This is a genomic window from Rheinheimera sp. 4Y26 (assembly GCF_025245835.1).
GTDB lineage: Bacteria > Pseudomonadota > Gammaproteobacteria > Enterobacterales > Alteromonadaceae > Pararheinheimera.
The window spans coordinates 142,952-163,200 of the sequence record NZ_JAOBWS010000005.1 but is presented as its reverse complement, the minus strand read 5'-3'; the positions used below and the strand labels follow the sequence as shown (position 1 = coordinate 163,200).

The window sequence follows — 20,249 nt, the reverse complement described above, 5'->3', positions numbered from 1 at the left end:
CCAAAGCGCTTTGCGATGCAGTTGCAATGCCCTAAAATCGCCCCCATCTCGATGAGCAATGTCTTGTTATTATGCTGAATCCACCGGAGTTTTTATGTCAAATCCTCAACATAGCCGTTTAATGATCTTAGGTTCTGGTCCTGCCGGTTATACTGCAGCCGTTTATGCCGCCCGTGCCAACCTGAACCCTGTTCTGATCACCGGCATGCAACAGGGCGGTCAACTGACCACCACCACTGAAGTGGAAAACTGGCCAGGCGACCCACACGGTTTGACAGGTCCAGCCTTGATGGAACGGATGCGCGAACACGCTGAAACTTTTAATACCCAAATTGTGTTTGACCATATTCATACCGTTGATCTGAAAAACCGTCCATTTACCCTGACCGGTGACAACGGCGTGTACAGCTGTGATGCGTTAATTATCGCAACCGGTGCTTCTGCCAAATATCTGGGTCTTGAGTCTGAACAAAAATTCAGTGGCCGTGGTGTGTCTGCCTGTGCAACCTGTGATGGTTTTTTCTATCGTAACCAAAAGGTTGCAGTTGTTGGTGGCGGTAATACTGCAGTAGAGGAAGCTTTATATCTGTCGAATATTGCTTCTGAAGTACATTTAATTCACCGCCGCGACAGCTTTAAAGCAGAAAAAATTCTGGTTGACCGTTTAAATGCCAAAGTCGCCAGTGGCAACATTATTCTGCATACCCACCGTGAGCTGGCTGAAGTGCTTGGTGACGATATGGGCGTGACCGGCGTGCGGTTAAGTTCCACCAATGGTCAACCGGAAGAGCAGCTGGAACTGCAAGGTGTATTTATTGCGATTGGTCACAAGCCAAACACCGATATTTTTGCCGGACAGCTGGAAATGAAAAACGGCTATCTGGTGGTAAAAAGTGGTATCGAAGGCAACGCCACCCAAACCAGTATTGAAGGTGTGTTTGCCGCCGGTGACGTGTCTGATCACATTTATCGCCAGGCGATCACTTCTGCCGGTACCGGCTGTATGGCTGCACTGGATGCAGAACGTTATCTTGATGCCCAAAGCAAATAATCAGCGGGCTTAAATGCCAATTTATCTGCCGGAATTGCGGGAGGAACCACGCTGGTTCCCCCCGCTTTCAGAGGCCCTGACCGACCCTGATGGTTTACTGGCAATGGGTGGCGATTTGTCGCCGCAGCGGCTAGTGGCTGCCTATCAATCGGCTATTTTCCCCTGGTTTGGCGAAGATGAACCCATTTTATGGTGGTCACCGGCAACCCGTGCTGTATTTGCACCACATCAGCTGCAACTTAACCGTAGTCTGAAAAAATATCTGAAAAAACAGCAGTATCATTTTAGCTGCAACAAGGCCTTTGCCGATGTGGTGCGTTTATGTGCAGCACCAAGGGCAAGCCAGCAAGGTACCTGGATAGTGCCACAGATGCAGGCGGCTTATCTGACGCTGCATCAGGCCGGTATAGCACAAAGTATCGAAGTATGGCGGGACAGCGAACTGGTGGGCGGTTTATACGGTCTGACCATAGGTGGATTATTTTGTGGTGAGTCGATGTTTAACCTCGAAGCCAACACCGCCAAGCTGGCATTGGTTGTGCTGCAACAGCAGCTACAGCGTTATAGCGCCGGCTGGATTGATTGCCAGATGCCCAACCCTTTTTTACTGCAACTGGGTGTACAACCGCTGCCTCGCGCCGATTATCTGCAGCTGCTAAACCAGCTCAAATATCAACAGGTTCCGACACAGTTCTGGTTGGCGCAAGCTCTGGAGTTTGAGTTGTGAGCCCACAACAACTGTTATTTGGCTTAACCGCCGAGCACCCTTGCAGTTATTTGCCACAGCAACAGGAACGGTTGGTGTTTACGCTGCCAGAGCAGCCGCTCGATACTGACTTATATCAGCAGCTGATGGATTATAATTTCCGCCGTACCGGCGATCAGCTGTACCGCCCATATTGCCTGCAGTGTCAGGCCTGTCAGGCGTGCCGTGTGCTGGTTGACCAATTTAAACTCAGCACCGGCCAACGTAAGCTGCTGAAAAAGGCTGAAAAAGCAAAATGGCACTGGAAGTTTTGCCCGCCTGGTACCCTTACCACTTATTATCCGCTTTATCAGCAGTACATCAGTGAAATACATACTGATGGTGTGATGTATCCGCCTTCTGAAGAACAACTTACTTCGTTATTGCAGTGCAGCTGGCTCAATATCTCAGTCATTGAGCAGTATCTGGGGACTGAACTGGTTGGTGTGATTTTGCTCGACCCGATGCAGGACGGTTATTCTGCAGTCTACAGTTTTTATAAGCCGCACTCTGAACTGGCGCTGGGGACTCTCGCCATTCTTGCGACATTGTTTCATAGTCAGCAACAGCAGCTGCCATTTTTGTATCTGGGCTATTTTATTGCAGACTGTACAAAAATGGCTTACAAAGCGAAATTCAGACCGCAACAGCGTTTAATCGCCGGTAAATGGCAGTCTTTTGATTAAAAAGGTCGGAGTCGCTTTACTTATCCTTGTGATTTCGGCACAATCTGCACACTTTTTTTTCCGGTTTAAATAATTTTTTCTAAAGGGGCTCGTACGCTGCATGGCGAAAGAAGACGTGATTGAAATGCAAGGCACAATTTTGGATACCTTGCCAAATACAATGTTCCGGGTCGAACTCGAAAATGGTCACGTGGTTATCGCGCACATTTCGGGAAAAATGCGGAAAAACTACATCCGTATTCTAACCGGCGATAAAGTCACTGTAGAAATGACGCCATACGATCTGACCAAAGGCCGTATCGTATTCCGTCAACGTTAAGTTGCATCAGCGGTACAACATCACATTGTTGTCTGCTGCAGGGTGAAACACCTGATAAAACAAAACCCGGTTAGACCGGGTTTTGTTTTTGGTTAAACCTGATAGTTCAAGCCGGCACTGCGGCATCGCTGTAGTCAAACACCAGCTCGTCACCCACCAGATCTACACGAACATCACCGCCCTGAGTTAAGCGACCAAACAAAATTTCATTGGCTAGCGGTTTTTTCAGTTGTTCCTGAATAACCCGACCCATTGGCCTTGCTCCCATGGCCTGATCATAACCTTTGTCAGCCAGCCACTGCCGTGCAGCACCGCTGAGCTCCAGCGACACTTGTTTTTTATCCAGCTGGACCTGCAAGTCACAAACAAATTTGTCGACGATTTGCAGAATAATGTCGCGTGATAAATGTTTAAACCAAATGATGCCATCCAACCGGTTGCGAAATTCCGGGCTAAATGTCCGGTTGATTTCAGCCAGGGCATCATGGCTGTGATCCTGCTGCTTAAACCCTATGGTTTTACGCACAGTTTCCTGTACACCGGCGTTGGTTGTCATTACCAGAATCACATTTCTGAAATCAATTTTACGGCCATTGTTGTCGGTTAAAGTGCCGTGATCCATCACCTGCAGCAGTATGTTGTAAATATCTGAATGCGCTTTTTCTATCTCATCCAGCAACACCACTGAATATGGATGTTTTGACACCGCATCTGTTAACAATCCACCCTGATCAAAACCGACATAACCCGGCGGTGCACCAATCAACCGGCTGATGGAATGCCGTTCCATATATTCAGACATATCAAAGCGCAGCAGCTCAACGCCCATAATTTTGGCCAGTTGTTTGGTAACTTCGGTTTTACCTACTCCGGTTGGGCCGGCAAACAAAAAGTTGCCGATCGGTTTTTCCTCGTTACCAAGACCTGAGCGTGATAACCGGATGGCAGAAGTCAGTACTTCAATCGGCTCGTTCTGACCAAATACCACCAATTTTAAGTTCCGGTCGAGATTTGCCAGCACATCTTTATCGGAAGCAGAAACCGACTGCTCCGGAATACGCGCCATTTTGGCAATCACATGCTCAATGTCTGGCACGTTGATCACTTTTTTACGTTTTGATACCGGCAATAACCGTTGACTGGCACCCGCTTCATCAATAACGTCTATGGCTTTGTCTGGCAAATGACGTTCGTTGATATATTTAGCTGACAGCTCAGCGGCAGCACGCAGCGCTTTGTTGGTGTAACGCACACCGTGGTGCTGCTCGTAACGCTCTTTTAAGCCAAGCAAAATTTGTGTGGTGTCATCCACGCTGGGCTCGGTAATATCAATTTTCTGGAAACGTCTGACTAACGCAGTGTCTTTTTCAAAAATGCTTTTAAATTCCTGATAGGTGGTAGAGCCGATACAACGCAGACGACCACTGGACAGCAGCGGTTTAATCAGGTTAGACGCATCCATCACGCCGCCGGAAGCGGCACCCGCTCCTATCACAGTATGAATTTCATCAATAAAAAGAACTGCGTCTTTTTCTTTTTCAATTTCTTTTAACAGTGACTTTAAGCGTTTTTCAAAATCGCCCCTGTACTTGGTGCCGGCCAATAAAGCGCCCATATCAAGCGAATAAATAGTGGCATTGGCAATAACTTCCGGCACCTGGTTTTGCACTATCCGGTAAGCCAGGCCTTCAGCAATGGCAGTTTTACCAACACCGGCTTCGCCAACAAGGAGCGGGTTATTCTTTTTACGCCGGCACAATACCTGAATGGTGCGTTCGAGTTCAGTGTCACGCCCAACCAAAGGGTCTATCTGACCATTTTTCGCCAGCACATTTAAATTGGCCGTAAAATTTTCCAGATATTTGTTGTCTTCAACGCCGACATCTCCGACGTCATCCTGCTGCTCATCATTCGGCTCAATTTTGTCGGCTTTAATCACGCCATGCGAGATATAATTCACAATATCAAGCCGGCTAATATCAATTTTCTTCAGTAAATAAACGGCTTGTGATTCCTGCTCGCTGAAGATAGCAACCAGCACGTTGGCACCTGTGACTTCCGACTTGCCTGAGGACTGCACATGAAAAACCGCCCTTTGCAGCACACGCTGAAATCCGAGGGTTGGCTGAGTATCACGGTCTAAATCCCCGTCTGGGATCAGTGGTGTAGTTGAATCAATAAAACTTGATAAATCAATGCGCAGTCTGTCGATATTTGCCCCGCAGGACTTCAATGCATCACCGGCGGCCGGGTTATCCAGCAGCGCCAGCAACAAATGTTCAACAGTCATATATTCATGGCGGCGTTCCCTGGCAAAACGAAATGCCAGATTCAGCGTCAACTCAAGATCTTTATTTAACATGCACTGCTCCTAATCCACCTGAGTTACCTACTGACACATTGGGCTTAAGCCCTTTCCATTGAACACAACAGCGGATGTTCGTGCTCTTTGGCATAAGTGGTTACCTGTTGCACTTTGGTTTCTGCAATTTCTGCAGTGAATAAACCACATACGGCTTTACCTTCATAATGGACTTTTAACATCACTTCACTGGCTTTTTCATATTGCAAATTAAAAAACCGGGTCAGCACATCTATGACAAAATCCATCGGCGTGTAATCGTCGTTATGTAAAATCACTTTGTACATTGGAGGAGGTTCGACCCGTTGCCGGATCAGTTCTGCCAAGCCTTCGTCATGTCCCTGTGTCTGTTTGCTGCCGCTCATAAACTATAGTCACGCCTGGTTAATCCATCAAAGGATATGGAGGTTAATTCAGTGCTTTTCAATAAGGTTTAGTTCGGTAAAAAACTTGACTAGCTGAACAAATTATCTACAGTAACTAATGGAGCTTGAAAAAGCTTTGAAGCTGTAAGCTTAGAATACAGAAATTAGCTAACTAAGAGAAGGAAGTATGTAGTATGGCTACCGGTAAAGTAAAATGGTTCAATAATGCCAAAGGATTTGGGTTTATTCGTGAAGATGGTCGTGACGAAGACATCTTTGCCCATTACTCAACCATTAACATGGACGGCTACCGTACCCTGAAGGCCGGCCAGGATGTGACCTTTGAATTGTCAGAAGGGCCAAAAGGCCTGCATGCTGTGAATATCGCACTGCCGGAAGACGGCAAAACCGAATAACACTGCATCATCGAAGTGACAGGCAGCAGCCATGCAGGGGGACCTGCCTGACACTCATTTCACGGACCTGTTCCAAACTCTTATTAATTTTTCTTTTATTACTTCTTATCTGCTTTTATTGTTTTCTGTTAAATGCTTAGAAAAAGATTCAGACTGCCGCTGACCAGCAAATAGACCCCATTGCAAATGAAGGTACTGGCAAAATAAGTATTTGTATCAGGTCATCATTCTGATTTTTTCCAGGAATAATTTGTTATGAAAAAAGGTCTGGTTGCGGCAAAAGTTAGCGAACAAAACTTAGGGGAAGTTTGAACGACAGGACACAGTCTCCAGAGTGAAGAATAAACAGTGTCAATGCTATCCAGCACGGGGTCAAAGCAGAAAAAAGGGGCTGAATTCAGCCCCTTCTATATTTATGAACATCGCTTTTGTTCGCTCAGCCCCTGGCAGGTAACAAAAGCTGTCGATGTCAGCAGTTAAACTGCAGCAAGCGCCTGATTAAACAGAGCACTTGGACGCATGGCTTTACTTGCCAGGTTGTCATCAGGACGGTAATAACCACCAATATCCACTGCTTTCCCCTGAACAGTGTTCAGCTCCTGCACTATTTTGGCTTCGTTTTCGCTCAGTGTTTTGGCTAAAGGTGCAAAACGCTGTTGTAACGCCACATCAGCAGTTTGTGTTGCCAGCGCTTCTGCCCAGTACAGCGCCAGATAAAAATGGCTACCGCGGTTATCCAGCTGACCCAGTTTACGGGTGGGTGATTTGTCGTTATCAAGGAAACGGGCTGTGGCCTGATCCAGTGTATCGGCCAGCACTTTGGCACCTTTGTTACCGGCAACCTGACTCAGGTGCTCCAGCGACGCCGCTAACGCCAGGAACTCACCTAATGAATCCCAGCGTAAGTGGTTTTCCTCAACAAACTGCTCAACGTGTTTAGGTGCCGAACCACCTGCGCCGGTTTCAAACAAACCGCCACCGTTCATTAAAGGCACGATAGACAACATCTTGGCACTGGTGCCTAATTCCAGAATCGGGAATAAGTCGGTCAGGTAATCCCGTAATACGTTGCCGGTCACAGAAATGGTGTCCAGGCCTTGTTTAATGCGTTCCAGACTTACTTTTGTCGCCTGCTCAGGCGTCATGATCTTGATATCTAAACCCGCGGTGTCATGCTGTGCCAGGTAAGTGTTCACCTTTTTAATCAGCTCAGCATCATGGGCACGGGCAGAATCCAGCCAGAAAATTGCCGGTGTGTTGCTCAGACGGGCACGGCTCACCGCCAGTTTTACCCAATCCTGAATTGGTGCGTCCTTGGTTTGACACATACGCCAGATGTCACCGGCTTCCACTTCATGAGACATCAGCACTGCACCGCTAGCATCCACAACCTGTACAACACCTGCTGCAGGCACAACAAACGTTTTGTCGTGTGAGCCGTACTCTTCTGCTTTTTGTGCCATCAGACCCACGTTTGGTACTGAACCCATAGTCCGTGGGTCAAAAGCGCCGTGTTCTTTACAGAAGTTGATAGTTTCCTGGTAAACACCGGCATAACAACGGTCCGGGATCACAAACTTGGTGTCTTTTAACTTGCCATCCGGGCCCCACATCTGGCCTGAAGTACGGATAGCAGCAGGCATAGAGGCATCGATAATCACATCGCTAGGCACATGCAGGTTGGTAATACCTTTATCTGAGTTCACCATAGCCAGAGCTGGCTGCGCGGCATAAACTGCAGCAATATCGGCTTCAATTTCAGCGCGTTTTTCAGCTGGTAACTGCTGAATTTTTGCCAGTAAATCACCAAAACCGTTATTGACATCAACACCCAAATCTTTGAATACAGCGGCATGTTTTTCAAACACATCAGCAAAAAACACTGTAACCACATGACCAAAAATCACCGGATCTGACACTTTCATCATGGTGGCTTTTAAATGCACAGAAAACAGCACGCCCTGCTCTTTGGCGTTTTTGATCTCAGCGGCTAAAAATTCGCGTAACGCTTTCGCGCTCATCACAGAAGCATCAATCACTTCCAGAGCGGACAGACTGGTTTTTTCTTTGAGTACCTGTACTGAACCATCGGCTTTTTTCAGTTCAATACGCACCGCAGTTGCAGCTGGCACTGTCACTGACTTTTCACTGCCGTAAAAATCACCGCCACTCATATGAGCCACATGAGATAACGAAGTTTTTGCCCAGGCTCCCATTGAATGTGGGTTTTTGCGGGCATATTGCTTCACTGATAAAGGCGCACGACGGTCTGAGTTACCTTCACGCAGTACCGGGTTTACCGCACTGCCCTTAATTTTGTCATAACGGCCTTTCACGTCTTTTTCTTCGGAAGTTACGGCTTCTTCCGGATAATCCGGCAGCGCATAACCTTTGGCTTGTAATTCTTTGATGGCCGCTTTTAACTGTGGCACTGACGCACTGATATTTGGCAGTTTGATAATGTTGGCATCAGGCTGAGTTGCCAGCTGACCTAATTCAGCTAATGCATCTGATTGTTGCTGTTCTGGCTTCAGGTAATCCGGGAAAGCGGCAATAATACGGCCCGATAATGAGATATCACGGGTTTCTACCTGCACACCGGCAGCTTTGGCAAAAGTCTGCACTATGGGTAATAAAGAATAAGTGGCAAGGGCCGGTGCTTCGTCTGTTTGGGTATAAATGATTTTTGAAGTGGTCATGTAATTTCCTGGATCTGCAACAAGGGCGCCACCATCTGCGTGAGCTGTGATGAAAAACCACAGTGACATTCAGATCGCAGCCGGAATTGTTGAACAAGTTTATCAGTTTAGCTCCACTGGCCATAGCGCCTGGGGCGCAACCACAAGACTCAAACCAACATATTCGAGTGCCGGTTTTAGCTCTGGAACTAACGACAGATTGTTGAGCCTGCACATAGTACAGACTTCAAAACCAGAGAAAAACCTTTCGTGGCCTGACCAGTGATAAAAAAGCGACAAAAATCAAAAGTTCGGGCTGATTTTTGCCACAACAGAAAAAAACTACACCAAAACGGCAGCAGCAACGTACTATCGGCATACCTGACTATGGAGAGTTGCCGACAGTGACCGATCGATCCCATTTACACCTGACAGTTGCCGCTGTGGTTTGTTATCAGGACAAATTCCTGCTGGTAGAAGAAATCGACAAACAAAGCGGCAAACGAGTGCTCAACCAGCCTGCCGGCCATGTCGAAGCAGATGAAGATTTACATAGCGCGGTGTGCCGCGAACTCTATGAAGAAACAGGCCACAAACTCAGTCCCTGTGGCTGGCTTGGTATTTCTCAGCTGCTGGCCGCCAATGGCCATCGTTATGTCAGAACCAATTTTTATTTTGACCTTGTCGAACAGCCAAAGCCGCAGCAACCATTGGATAAAGATATTCTGGCGCTGCACTGGCTAAGCCTTGCGGAACTTCAGCAACACCCGTTGCCGGTGCGTAGTCAGCTGGTGCTTGATGCCATCAACGATTTTCTGCATGGTCCCAAGTTAGCGTTGTCGCTGATCAAAAGCCCGGTCAGTGCTGTGCCAGTTCAGAAATAAAGTGCTATAATCCGCGCCTCTTTTTTGGCGTGAAGTTACAAGAATGTCGGATAACAGCAGAAAAAAAGTCATTGTGGGTATGTCAGGCGGCGTTGATTCGTCAGTGTCGGCTTATTTACTTCTTCAGCAAGGTTACCAGGTTGAAGGCCTGTTTATGAAAAACTGGGAAGAAGATGACAACGACGAATATTGTGCTGCAGCCGAAGACTTAAAAGACGCACAGCAAGTGTGCGACACTCTGGGTATTAAACTGCACAAAGTCAATTTTGCCGCGGAATATTGGGACAACGTCTTTGAATATTTTCTGGCCGAATACAAAGCTGGCCGCACGCCAAACCCCGACATTATGTGCAACAAGGAAATTAAGTTTAAAGCTTTCCTTGAATTTGCCGCCGAAGCGCTGGGCGCAGACTACATTGCCACCGGCCATTATGTACAACGCCGTGAAGTCGACGGTAAGTGGCAGCTATTGCGTGGTTTAGACAATAACAAAGACCAGAGTTATTTCCTTTACACCATTAGCTCAGAGCATGTGGCACAAACCTTATTCCCGGTGGGCCATTTAGAAAAACCTATGGTGCGTGTTATTGCTGAACAACAAGGCCTGGTCACTGCCGCCAAAAAAGACAGTACCGGTATTTGTTTTATCGGCGAGCGCAAATTTAAAGATTTCCTGCAAAAGTACCTGCCCGCTCAGCATGGCGACATTGTCACTGTGGATGGTGATGTGATTGGCCGCCATGAAGGCCTGATGTACCACACTTTGGGGCAGCGCAAAGGCCTTGGTATCGGCGGCTTAAAAGATGGCGCTGATGAGCCCTGGTACGTAGTGGAAAAAGATTTAGTGAACAATCATTTAATTGTCGCGCAAGGCCATGACCACCCCAGTATGTTTGCCAAAGGCCTGATTGCAGACCAGCTGCACTGGGTTGATCGTCAAGGACCGCAAACTGTGCTGCGCTGCACCGTAAAAACCCGCTATCGTCAGCAGGATATCGCCTGCACTTTAACACCACATCAGGACGGTACTGTCACTGTAGTCTTTGATGAACCACAAAAAGCGGTGACCCCGGGCCAGTCTGCAGTGTTTTATCTGGATGAAGTTTGCCTCGGTGGCGGCATTATCGACAGGGCGGTACGTTAATTATGCAGTTTTCTTACACGACCCAAACTTTAGCACTGGCGGCTTTATGTCAGAGTATCCGCCTGGTGCAGCAGATTGCCCGCGGCGACAGCACTGAAGCTTCAGAACTTGCCATAGCGCTGCAAAGTGTGGCCATTCAAAACGCAGAAGAACCTATCGATATTTATGGCGGCAAACTCGAACATTTAAGTCAGGGTTATCATATTTTGTTGTCGCAGCTTGGTGACAATCCGCAAAAAGATCTGGAACTCACCCGTTATGCCATGGCGGTCCTGGTGCTTGAACGCAGAATGAGCAAAAATCCGCAGGCTTTGCAGGCAGTTGGTAAACGTATTGAGCGTTTAAATCAGCAGTTGCAGCATTTTCAAATCAGCGACGACACTATCATCGCCAGCATCGCCGATATTTATGTTGAGCACATCAGCCCACTGGGCAACCGCATTCAGATTGCCGGTAAACCCGCCGAGCTAAAACAAACTGCAGTACAGAACAAAATCCGCGCTTTATTGCTGTGTGCTATTCGCGCAGCGGTATTGTGGCGTCAGGCCGGTGGTCGTCGTTATCATTTTATTCTGCAGCGTAAAACCCTGCTGCAGGAAGCCAAAACTGTTTTACAACAATTAGCGCAAGCATAGGAGTTTCCATGGAACTGAACGCATTAACAGCCATCTCCCCTGTTGATGGCCGTTATGGCAGCAGAACTGATGAGCTGAGAGATATTTTCAGTGAATTTGGTTTGATCAAATACCGTGTTACCGTCGAAGTACGCTGGTTACAACAGATGGCCGGTATTGCAGGCATTGCCGAGGTTCCAGCGCTCAGTGCAGCAGCCAATCAGTTATTAAACGACATTGTCGACAATTTCAGTCTGGCCGATGCACAACGTGTCAAAGACATTGAACGCACCACCAATCACGATGTAAAAGCGGTTGAATATTTATTAAAAGAAAAAGTGGCGGTACTGCCTGAACTGGCTGCGGTCAGCGAGTTTATTCACTTTGCCTGTACTTCTGAAGATATCAATAACTTATCTCACGGTCTGATGTTAAAAACAGCCCGTGATCAAGTGCTGTTACCGCTGTGCGATCAGCTGTTAAGCGCGTTAAAAGACATGGCGGTGCGTTATAAAGCAGTGCCAATGATGGCCCGCACCCATGGTCAACCAGCCTCTCCTACCACTTTGGGTAAGGAAATGGCGAACGTTTATATCCGCTTACAGCGCCAGCGTGAGCAAATTGCCAATGTACAGATGCTGGGTAAATTTAATGGTGCCGTTGGTAACTACAATGCGCATTTATCGGCCTATCCTGATTTAGACTGGCATCAGATCTCTGAGCGATTTGTGACCAGCCTGGGTTTAAACTGGAACCCTTTCACCACCCAAATTGAGCCGCATGATTATATTGCTGAGCTGTTTGATGCCATCGCCCGCTTTAACACTATTCTGATCGATTTTGACCGTGACGTCTGGGGTTATATAGCTTTAGGCCACTTTAAACAGCGCACTATTGCCGGCGAAATTGGTTCATCGACCATGCCGCATAAAGTCAATCCAATTGACTTTGAAAACTCAGAAGGCAACCTTGGCCTTGCCAATGCTATTTTCCAGCATCTGGCCAGCAAACTGCCTATTTCACGCTGGCAGCGTGATTTAACCGACTCTACAGTGCTGCGTAACCTTGGCATTGGTTTTGGTTATACCTTAATTGCCTACCATGCCACGCTCAAAGGCATCAGCAAGCTGGAAGTCAGTGAAACCAACCTGCTGCAGGAGCTGGATCAGAACTGGGAATTGCTGGCAGAGCCGGTGCAAACTGTAATGCGCCGTTATGGTGTGGAAAAACCCTACGAAAAATTAAAAGAGCTGACGCGCGGCAAACGTATTACACCGGCTGATTTACACCGTTTTATCGACGCGCTGGATGTGCCTGAGCACGCCAAAGCCCAGATGAAACAGTTTACGCCGGATAACTATATCGGTGCTGCTATCGCTCTGGTCGATACGCTGAACTAAACTCAGACTCTGAACTTTTGAAGCAACCGGTGGCGCCTTATGCCACTGGCATAAAACAGCGGCTCACTTCAGAGCGCAGCACCGCCGGTTTTACCGGCGGTGCCTTTTTCTGACGAAGGAATTCAGATATGTACACTTTAAATCTGCACGATTTAACCATTGAGCGTTTTCTGGCCGAGTTCTGGCAAAAAAAACCACTGCTGATTAAACAAGGTTTTGCCAACTTTGCTGATCCGATAAGTCCTGACGAGCTGGCTGGTCTTGCCGGTGAAGAAGAAATTGAATCCCGTATTGTCAGTAATGCCGGTGGCGATTGGCAGCTGGAAACCGGCCCTTTTGAAGATTTCAGCAGCTTTGGTGAACAAAACTGGACCTTATTGGTGCAAGCCGTTGACCACTGGCATCCGGAGTCTGCCGCGCTGATTGAACCTTTTCGTTTTATCCCCAACTGGCGGATTGACGACTTAATGATTTCATTTTCCACACCAGGTGGTGGTGTCGGCCCTCATCTGGATCAATACGACGTATTTATTATTCAGGGCATGGGGAAACGGCACTGGCGTGTAGGTATGCCGGACAAAAGCCTGACACAACATTGCCCACATCCGCGTTTATTGCAGGTGAGCCCTTTTACCGACTGTATCGATGTGATCACTGAACCTGGTGATATTTTATATATTCCGCCAGGATGTCCGCATGACGGTATTTCGGTGGATGCCAGTTTAAGTTATTCGGTTGGTTTTCGCGCCCCGGCACAAAAAGATTTAGTCACGGGCCTTGCTGATTTTCTGATTGAAAATGAAATCAGTGGCGACCGTTTTACTGATCCGGATCGCACCGCCACCAGCGCAGTGGGTGAAATCAGTGCCAAAGACCTTGGCAAGGTAAAAAACCTGCTGCAACAAATGATTGATGAACCTGAATTGCTGGCGCGTTATTTTGGCAGTTATATCACTCACGCCAAACATGAACTGGATGCTACAGAGCCGGATCCACATTACCAGGCCGATGAAATTGCTGAATATTTAGAGGAAGGCTCGGTATTGGCGCGTCTGGGTGGCTTACGTTGTTGTTATATTCAGCCATCGCCCAATGATGACATTCTGCTTTTTATCAATGGCAATACCATCAACTTGCCGGCAACAGAATTGTCGACAGTTAAGCAACTTTGTGAACAAGTACAACTGGATCAGGCCACTGCGGCCAGCTTTGCTGACAATCCGGCAAAACTGCAGTTGTTAACCATGCTGATCAATCTGGGTTATTGGTATTTTATTGAATAAACGGTTATTAACCGCTGTAAAAAAGCCACGATAAACCGTGGCTTTTTTTATTGCTGTTACCACACAGCAGGACTGAAATCTGACTGCAATCATAGGGCAGCTTTGATCTGCTGCAGATCTTAAACGGCTGATCCCCAGAGTTTTTCACTTTCAAACAGGTCATATAAGGAATGGGCGCTATTGACCAGCAACTGGATGTAACCAGCAGCTGTTTGATCCTGCACACCTGCATCAATCAGCTGCTGCGCTTTCATCTGCCAACGCAACGAAAAGGCGCGTAACGACTCTCTGGCGTCAGCAGCAGCACTTAGCTCCAGAAAGTCTACCGGCACTTCGCCGGAAATGACCCAGTAGCTTTTTCGGTTTAATGCATTAATTTTCCACACCGCCACATAAGGCGCCACGTAGCGGGATTCATTCACCGCAACGTTGTCCATCACAACGCCCTGTTCGGCCAGATGCAAATTTGCTTTTTGAAATTGCTGACGCAGCCATTCGTTGGTTTGGTCTTCGGTTAAGGCCGTTGCTTGCTGCTGGTTGTTTGATGTCATGCTGATTCTCTTCACTACAACTAAAAAATGCACTCTAAGTCAGGGCAGGCTTTTTGACAAGCAGCAAGATAAATTGTCGACAATCTGCTGGACTGACCAGACATTATTTTTTGGGATTGATGGCGAAAACCGGTTTGAAGTGGTACATTCCGCCGCGAAAAAACCGGTCCCCTGCCAGGCGGCAATTTAACCTTGCACCTGCTGATAACAACGGAGAATAAGACGTGGCAGTATTTAACCACCCAGAATTTGACAACCATGAACAAGTCGTATTTTGCAGCGATAAAGAAACTGGCTTAAAAGCCATTATCGCCGTCCACAGCACTAAACTCGGCCCTGCGGTTGGCGGTTGCCGGCTGTGGGACTATGTTGCTGACGAAGATGCGCTGGTTGATGTATTAAGGTTATCCCGCGGTATGACTTACAAAAACGCCATGGCAGGTTTACCGCTGGGCGGCGGCAAGTCAGTAATTATCGGCAACGCCAAAACCATTAAGTCAGAAGCTTTATTCCGCAAGTTCGGCAAGTTTGTCCATGGCTTAAGCGGTAGTTATGTCAGTGCAGAAGACGTGAACATCACCACGGCAGACATTTCTATTGTCAATAAAGAAACCCCTTATGTCGCAGGTCTGGAAGGTAAAAGCGGTAACCCGGCGCCATTTACCGCTCTTGGCTCTTATCAGGGTTTAAAAGCGGCAGCTAAACACAAGTTTGGTAATGATTCATTAAAAGGTTTAACTGTTGCAGTACAAGGCCTTGGCAGTGTTGGTTTTTATCTGTGTGAATACCTGCATAAAGAAGGCGCAAAACTGATTGTCACTGATATTAATCAGGATGCAGTCAGCCGCGCAGTGGCTCAGTTTAATGCCACAGCTGTTGGTCTGGATGAAATTTACAGCCAGTCTTGCGATATCTACGCACCATGTGCCTTAGGCGCCACCATCAATGACCACACCATTGAGCAATTCAAATGTAAGGTGATTGCAGGTTGTGCCAATAACCAACTTAAAGAAGCCCGTCATGGTGAGTTATTACGGCAAAAAGGCATTTTATATGCACCGGATTATGTAATTAACGCCGGTGGTATCATTAACGTTTCTTTTGAAATGCGTCCTGAAGGTTACAGCGAGTCAGAATCTACGGCAAAAGTGATGGAGATTTACCATACTTTGCTGAATATCTTCCAACGTGCTGATGCCGAGCAACAACCAACCAATGCTATTGCTGACTTAATGGCGCAGGAAATTATTGCCCGCGGTCGCAAATAATCTATCGCAATTAACTGTATGTTAATTAGTCAAAAAAACCGCCAGATGGCGGTTTTTTTATTCCTGAAACGCTGTAAACTGAATGTGCAACAAAGCTCTACATAAAACAAAAAAATCACATAAATTAACTTTTATACTACATTTTCAGAGTCTGCAGAAGCAGAACTATGACTTTATTCACAACATCAGGGATGACCCAAATGAAACATTTCCCAACACTCAGCGCCTTGAGCCTGCTGCTCGTTATTTTTGTGCAACCTTCATTACAAGCTTCTGAACTTGTCGAAAAGTTTGGCAAAATGCCGTTAGTTCAGGATGTGTCGATATCGCCTGACGGCGAAACTCTGGCTGGCACTTTTCACATTGATGGCAAAGCCGTTGTGATGACGGCCCCATTTGGTCAACATGAAACCACCGCTCTGGTCAGTTTAAAATCAAGCTCAGACCGCATAGAATCGGTCGATTGGGTGAACAACAAAAGATTATTAATTAATGCCAGCCGCGCTAAATATATTGCCGGCCGCTTTTATCGTATCCATACCATGTATGCGGTGAATAGCGATGGTTCAGACCTGCTCGAAATCAGAAACCAGTCCACTTATAAAAAAGCTGAAGACAGCAGAGTTGCAGGTTTACAAAGTACACATCTGCTCAATGATTTAGCCGAAGACGATGAACATGTGTTAGTGCGGGCTTATGACGAGCGTGACCGGGGTTATGCGGTGTTTAAAGTCAATGTTTATGACAGCAAATTCAGTAAAGTTGAAAGTGCTGCCGGTGATCGCTCCGGCTTTGTGTCAGATCGCAAAGGCAATGTTGTTTTTTCTACTGTGCTTGATAAGCAGCTGCTCAGTATCGAGTTTAAACCAGCCCCTGATCAAGCATGGAAAAAACTAAAAACTATTGATTTAACAGGCGATATTGATTTTTTCCCTGTGGGTTTATCTGCGGATGGCAAAGCTGTGCTGGTGAACACCGACTACAAAAATAACTTTAACCACCTGGCTTATTTTGATTTAGCAACAGGTGAAATCAGCGCCCCGGTGTATCAGGTTGAAGGCCATGATATCAGCACAACCTACAGCAAAGCCGGTAAACTGATTGGTTATGGTTTTACTAAGGATTTTTATGAGCAGGTGTTTATCGACTCAGATCAACATGAGAAAAATCAGCAAATTAAAGCATTAATGCCCGACAGGCATTCTTACATCACCAGCTACAGTGATGATGGCAAGCGGGTGGTCATTTACAGCGTAAAAGACAATCAGCCAGGTCGTTTTCTGACACTGGACTTTAATACCAAAAAAGCCGCCTTTTGGTTTAGTCAGTATCCACATCTGGAAAAAACAGCTTTACCTTCGGTTACTTCTATTGCATTTACCAGCAGAGACGGCCTGCCGTTGCAAGGTTATCTGACAATGCCACTGCAAAAAGAAAAAGCTGCACCGGTGATTTTATTCCCGCACGGTGGCCCAATTTCCCGTGACAGCAAAAGCTTTGACCCTTTTGTGCAGTTTTTCAGTGCTATGGGTTACGCCGTGTTGCAGGTGAATTTCCGCGGTTCGGCCGGTTTTGGCACTCAGTTTGAAACTGCGGGTTACAAACAATGGGGCCAAAAAATGCAGGATGATCTGATGGATGCGCTGGCAGCAGTCAGTGCCAACCCGGATCTGGACACTAAACGCAGTTGTATCGTCGGTGCCAGTTATGGTGGTTATGCCGCTTTGGTCGCCAGTTTTCGAGACAGCGACAAATTTCAGTGTTTTGTCTCGATCTCCGGCATTTCTGACTTAACAGCCATGCTCAGATCTGACGGTGCCAACAACGACACCAGAAAAGCTATTCAGATAGCCACTATCGGCGATTATGAAAATGATGCTAAAACTCTGGATGCGGTGTCAGCCATACATCATCTGGATAAAATTAAAAAACCACTGTTGTTGATCCACGGTGTAAAAGACACCCGGGTGCCTTATAAACAGTCGGCAGAGCTTTATAGCGCATTAAAAGCCAAAGGTATTCCGGTAAGCTATCTGGAGCAGGAAGATGGCACCCACTTTTTTGATACTGAGCAAGAGCGCACCGAAGCATTTGCCGAAATGGAAACTTTCTTAAAACGTTATCTGCCGCTCTGAATCGGAGGCAACAACATCATCAGATTCAACTGAATGCCAGCAACAAAAAACCGCAGCCTTAGAGCTGCGGTTTTTTGTTGCTGGCAAATATCGGAATAGCAGCGGCAAAAGCAGGGTAAAACACAACACAATCAGGGTGTTGCAATTTTCTGCTCCGAGTTTTGAAGCTGTGTTTCTTTATACCAGCTGACCCAGCCTTTGGTGATGGCATATACATAATAACTGCTGATCTCAGCGGTCAGTTTGGCGAATAAATCAAAATTCGATAAGTTCACCGTCAGGTAGCAGGCTGTGCCACAATTCACAGGTTTAAAAGTTGAACTGGGCGCCGACAATACTGTGGCATTTAATTGATATTGTTCAGCCAGGCGTTTGACTCTGAACGCATGATAATCACTGCTGACAAAAATATAAGGGACGCTTTTATCCAGCCGGTTATTTAACTGATAAAACTCATGATAAGTGGTGGCACCGCCATGGAAACAATCCAGCTCTACCTGCTGTTTTAGTTGTTTCTGTAAATAATCCAAATAAGGCTGACAATATAAAGTGGTGATATGCACTGTTGTTGCTGCCGGACGCTCTGCCAAAACTTCTGAGAGCTGTTCCAAACGGCTTTTGGCACAATCGGGTAAGTTGTTTTCGCTACCGCCACAACCTAACACCACGTAGTTGCCCTGAAAGTCAGGTGCCACTGCTGTGGCACTGATGTTGTTGTAATACCAATCGCGTACCTGATTGCCAAGGTAACCATTGCCAAAAGCATAAAACCATAACAGCAACAGCCAAAGCCCCTTTTTGCGATATCTGACAGCCGCAAATACCAGACCCCATAAAAATAAATTGTGAGGATACAAAAAAGGCTCAATTAAATCTTTCACAGCATACTCCTTAAACTGCCCGCACTAAAAATTCCCGCAGATGCGCAATGATGACAGCTCATTTGTTCTGACGCCAGCCAGAATAAAAATACCAGCACAAACTATTTTTGTATTGCCGGGGCTTGACGCCCGCTTACTTAGTTGCAAGCTGTGATACTATCTGCCACAAAAATAGCAAGCAATCGGAGTGACGCTATGTTGCAAACAGTATCAGTGATTGGATTGGGTTATATCGGCTTGCCAACAGCGGCCATGCTGGCCTCCCGTAAACTCAGAGTGATTGGTGTTGATGTCAATCAACACGCGGTTGATACCATCAATCAGGGTAAAATTCATATTGTCGAGCCAGAGCTTGATCTGCTGGTTAATGCCGCTGTAACCGGTGGTTATTTGTCGGCCCAAACCAAAGCTGCACCGGCTGACGCTTTTATGATTGCGGTACCGACGCCGTTTTTTGACGATTTATCACCGGACTTGTCTTACGTTGAAGCTGCGGTGAAATCTATTGCCCCTGTGCTTGCCAAAGGCAACCTGGTGGTGCTGGAATCTACCAGCCCGGTTGGCACCACAGAACTCATCTGTAAATGGATCAAAGAAAGCCGCCCGGATTTAACTTTACCAACAGACTCCAGCACCCCGGATTTGCACGTGGCTTATTGCCCTGAGCGTGTGCTGCCAGGCAAAGTGGTACATGAGTTAATTTCAAACGACCGTATTATCGGTGGTTTAAGTGCCGCCTGTTCGGCCAAAGCCAAAGCGCTGTACAACACTTTTGTCGCCGGTGAATTACTGGTAACAGATGCCCGCACTGCCGAAATGTCCAAACTGACCGAAAATGCTTTCCGTGATGTCAACATTGCTTTTGCCAATGAACTGTCGCTGATTTGTGACAAGTTAAACATCAATGTGTGGGAACTGATCCGGATGGCCAACCGTCACCCGCGCGTCAACATCCTGACTCCGGGTGCAGGCGTGGGCGGCCACTGTATTGCGGTAGATCCATGGTTTATTGTGCACTCAGCGCCAGAGCAGGCCAAAATTATCCGCACTGCCCGTGAAGTAAACGACTTTAAACCTGAGTGGGTACTGCAAAAAGTACTGTCCACCATCGCCAACCACAGCTTAAACAAACCTTCAGTGGCTTGTTTTGGTCTGGCCTTTAAACCGGATATCGACGACTTACGCGAAAGCCCGGCGCTGCATATCACCAACAAGCTGGCCGACAGCTACAACGGTAAAGTGATGGCGGTAGAGCCAAATATTCACAGCACCAATAAACTGCATGCCAATGCCGAACTGGTGAGCCTGGAGCAAGGTTTAACGGCGGATATTATTGTGATCCTGGTGAAACACAAAGCCTTCAACGGCATTGATTTGAGCGGTAAAACAGTGATTAACGTGGTGGGTGAATAAAGGTTTTTGCAGTTTTCTTTGATAAGAATGACTAAACACCACAACAAAAAAGGA

General features: G+C 46.9%; 18 protein-coding genes. 13 read left to right on the top strand and 5 right to left on the bottom strand.

The genetic code is table 11. The annotated features are described in order from the left end of the window. Window positions 1-94 precede the first annotated feature (94 nt). From trxB to infA, 4 genes are all read left to right on the top strand, one after another. On the top strand, window positions 95-1,051 hold the full coding sequence (gene trxB, locus N3Z11_RS08745; RefSeq protein ID WP_260656785.1) for a thioredoxin-disulfide reductase: 957 nt from the start codon (window positions 95-97) through the stop codon (window positions 1,049-1,051). Window positions 1,052-1,064: 13 nt separating this feature from the next. Next, window positions 1,065-1,778: a leucyl/phenylalanyl-tRNA--protein transferase gene (aat, locus tag N3Z11_RS08740; protein WP_260656784.1), complete on the top strand. Its 714-nt coding sequence runs from the start codon at window positions 1,065-1,067 to the stop codon at window positions 1,776-1,778. Further along, window positions 1,775-2,482, top strand: coding sequence for an arginyltransferase (locus tag N3Z11_RS08735; protein WP_260656783.1), 708 nt, complete (start codon window positions 1,775-1,777; stop codon window positions 2,480-2,482). The genes aat and N3Z11_RS08735 overlap by 4 nt, the downstream gene beginning before the upstream one ends. Window positions 2,483-2,582: 100 nt before the next feature. Beyond that, complete coding sequence (infA, locus tag N3Z11_RS08730) at window positions 2,583-2,801, top strand: translation initiation factor IF-1 (protein ID WP_260656782.1); 219 nt, start codon at window positions 2,583-2,585, stop codon at window positions 2,799-2,801. A 106-nt stretch (window positions 2,802-2,907) separates the two neighbouring features. Here the strand turns inward: infA and clpA are convergent, their stop codons facing one another. Together clpA and clpS are read right to left on the bottom strand one after the other, a co-directional pair. Further along, window positions 2,908-5,163: an ATP-dependent Clp protease ATP-binding subunit ClpA gene (gene clpA / locus N3Z11_RS08725; protein ID WP_260656781.1), complete on the bottom strand. Its 2,256-nt coding sequence runs from the start codon at window positions 5,161-5,163 to the stop codon at window positions 2,908-2,910. Between the two features lie 44 nt (window positions 5,164-5,207). Next, window positions 5,208-5,528, bottom strand: a complete 321-nt coding sequence (gene clpS / locus N3Z11_RS08720) for an ATP-dependent Clp protease adapter ClpS (protein ID WP_260656780.1) — start codon at window positions 5,526-5,528, stop codon at window positions 5,208-5,210. A 194-nt stretch (window positions 5,529-5,722) separates the two neighbouring features. Between clpS and cspD the strand changes: the two genes are divergently transcribed. Then, window positions 5,723-5,944: a cold shock domain-containing protein CspD gene (gene cspD, locus N3Z11_RS08715; RefSeq protein ID WP_260656779.1), complete on the top strand. Its 222-nt coding sequence runs from the start codon at window positions 5,723-5,725 to the stop codon at window positions 5,942-5,944. Window positions 5,945-6,420: 476 nt separating this feature from the next. On the opposite strand, the gene N3Z11_RS08710 is transcribed toward cspD, so the two are convergent. Further along, complete coding sequence (locus N3Z11_RS08710) at window positions 6,421-8,643, bottom strand: NADP-dependent isocitrate dehydrogenase (protein WP_260656778.1); 2,223 nt, start codon at window positions 8,641-8,643, stop codon at window positions 6,421-6,423. Between the two features lie 302 nt (window positions 8,644-8,945). Between N3Z11_RS08710 and N3Z11_RS08705 the strand changes: the two genes are divergently transcribed. The 5 genes from N3Z11_RS08705 to N3Z11_RS08685 all read left to right on the top strand — a co-directional run bounded on the left by N3Z11_RS08705 (window position 8,946) and on the right by N3Z11_RS08685 (window position 13,947). After that, the gene (locus N3Z11_RS08705; protein WP_260656777.1) at window positions 8,946-9,506 is read left to right on the top strand and encodes an NUDIX domain-containing protein; all 561 of its coding nucleotides are present in this window, start codon (window positions 8,946-8,948) and stop codon (window positions 9,504-9,506) included. A 43-nt stretch (window positions 9,507-9,549) separates the two neighbouring features. Continuing rightward, window positions 9,550-10,650: a tRNA 2-thiouridine(34) synthase MnmA gene (mnmA, locus tag N3Z11_RS08700; protein WP_260656776.1), complete on the top strand. Its 1,101-nt coding sequence runs from the start codon at window positions 9,550-9,552 to the stop codon at window positions 10,648-10,650. A gap of 2 nt (window positions 10,651-10,652) precedes the next feature. Further along, window positions 10,653-11,285, top strand: coding sequence for a high frequency lysogenization protein HflD (hflD, locus tag N3Z11_RS08695; RefSeq protein WP_260656775.1), 633 nt, complete (start codon window positions 10,653-10,655; stop codon window positions 11,283-11,285). A gap of 8 nt (window positions 11,286-11,293) precedes the next feature. Beyond that, window positions 11,294-12,664, top strand: coding sequence for an adenylosuccinate lyase (gene purB, locus N3Z11_RS08690; protein WP_260656774.1), 1,371 nt, complete (start codon window positions 11,294-11,296; stop codon window positions 12,662-12,664). A 128-nt stretch (window positions 12,665-12,792) separates the two neighbouring features. Then, window positions 12,793-13,947: a cupin domain-containing protein gene (locus tag N3Z11_RS08685; RefSeq protein WP_260656773.1), complete on the top strand. Its 1,155-nt coding sequence runs from the start codon at window positions 12,793-12,795 to the stop codon at window positions 13,945-13,947. A gap of 119 nt (window positions 13,948-14,066) precedes the next feature. On the opposite strand, the gene N3Z11_RS08680 is transcribed toward N3Z11_RS08685, so the two are convergent. Then, on the bottom strand, window positions 14,067-14,498 hold the full coding sequence (locus N3Z11_RS08680; RefSeq protein WP_260656772.1) for a DUF4826 family protein: 432 nt from the start codon (window positions 14,496-14,498) through the stop codon (window positions 14,067-14,069). A gap of 224 nt (window positions 14,499-14,722) precedes the next feature. On the opposite strand from N3Z11_RS08680, the gene N3Z11_RS08675 reads away from it, so the two are divergent. Continuing rightward, window positions 14,723-15,766 (top strand): amino acid dehydrogenase, encoded by a 1,044-nt coding sequence (locus N3Z11_RS08675; protein ID WP_313771346.1) that lies wholly within the window; start codon window positions 14,723-14,725, stop codon window positions 15,764-15,766. A 200-nt stretch (window positions 15,767-15,966) separates the two neighbouring features. After that, complete coding sequence (locus N3Z11_RS08670; RefSeq protein WP_260656771.1) at window positions 15,967-17,901, top strand: alpha/beta hydrolase family protein; 1,935 nt, start codon at window positions 15,967-15,969, stop codon at window positions 17,899-17,901. Between the two features lie 131 nt (window positions 17,902-18,032). Here the strand turns inward: N3Z11_RS08670 and N3Z11_RS08665 are convergent, their stop codons facing one another. Then, the gene (locus N3Z11_RS08665; protein WP_260656770.1) at window positions 18,033-18,782 is read right to left on the bottom strand and encodes a hypothetical protein; all 750 of its coding nucleotides are present in this window, start codon (window positions 18,780-18,782) and stop codon (window positions 18,033-18,035) included. A 195-nt stretch (window positions 18,783-18,977) separates the two neighbouring features. On the opposite strand from N3Z11_RS08665, the gene wecC reads away from it, so the two are divergent. Next, window positions 18,978-20,195, top strand: a complete 1,218-nt coding sequence (wecC, locus tag N3Z11_RS08660; RefSeq protein ID WP_260656769.1) for a UDP-N-acetyl-D-mannosamine dehydrogenase — start codon at window positions 18,978-18,980, stop codon at window positions 20,193-20,195. The last annotated feature ends 54 nt before the right edge of the window (window positions 20,196-20,249 follow it).

Bases quoted from the DNA above. Each gene is read 5' to 3' on its own strand.
- trxB (WP_260656785.1), top strand. From the start codon at position 95: ATGTCAAATCCTCAACATAGCCGTTTAATGATCTTAGGTTCTGGTCCT.
- aat (WP_260656784.1), top strand. From the start codon at position 1,065: ATGCCAATTTATCTGCCGGAATTGCGGGAGGAACCACGCTGGTTCCCC.
- infA (WP_260656782.1), top strand. From the start codon at position 2,583: ATGGCGAAAGAAGACGTGATTGAAATGCAAGGCACAATTTTGGATACC.
- clpA (WP_260656781.1), bottom strand. From the start codon at position 5,163: ATGTTAAATAAAGATCTTGAGTTGACGCTGAATCTGGCATTTCGTTTT.
- clpS (WP_260656780.1), bottom strand. From the start codon at position 5,528: ATGAGCGGCAGCAAACAGACACAGGGACATGACGAAGGCTTGGCAGAA.
- cspD (WP_260656779.1), top strand. From the start codon at position 5,723: ATGGCTACCGGTAAAGTAAAATGGTTCAATAATGCCAAAGGATTTGGG.
- N3Z11_RS08710 (WP_260656778.1), bottom strand. From the start codon at position 8,643: ATGACCACTTCAAAAATCATTTATACCCAAACAGACGAAGCACCGGCC.
- mnmA (WP_260656776.1), top strand. From the start codon at position 9,550: ATGTCGGATAACAGCAGAAAAAAAGTCATTGTGGGTATGTCAGGCGGC.
- hflD (WP_260656775.1), top strand. From the start codon at position 10,653: ATGCAGTTTTCTTACACGACCCAAACTTTAGCACTGGCGGCTTTATGT.
- purB (WP_260656774.1), top strand. From the start codon at position 11,294: ATGGAACTGAACGCATTAACAGCCATCTCCCCTGTTGATGGCCGTTAT.
- N3Z11_RS08685 (WP_260656773.1), top strand. From the start codon at position 12,793: ATGTACACTTTAAATCTGCACGATTTAACCATTGAGCGTTTTCTGGCC.
- N3Z11_RS08680 (WP_260656772.1), bottom strand. From the start codon at position 14,498: ATGACATCAAACAACCAGCAGCAAGCAACGGCCTTAACCGAAGACCAA.
- N3Z11_RS08670 (WP_260656771.1), top strand. From the start codon at position 15,967: ATGAAACATTTCCCAACACTCAGCGCCTTGAGCCTGCTGCTCGTTATT.
- wecC (WP_260656769.1), top strand. From the start codon at position 18,978: ATGTTGCAAACAGTATCAGTGATTGGATTGGGTTATATCGGCTTGCCA.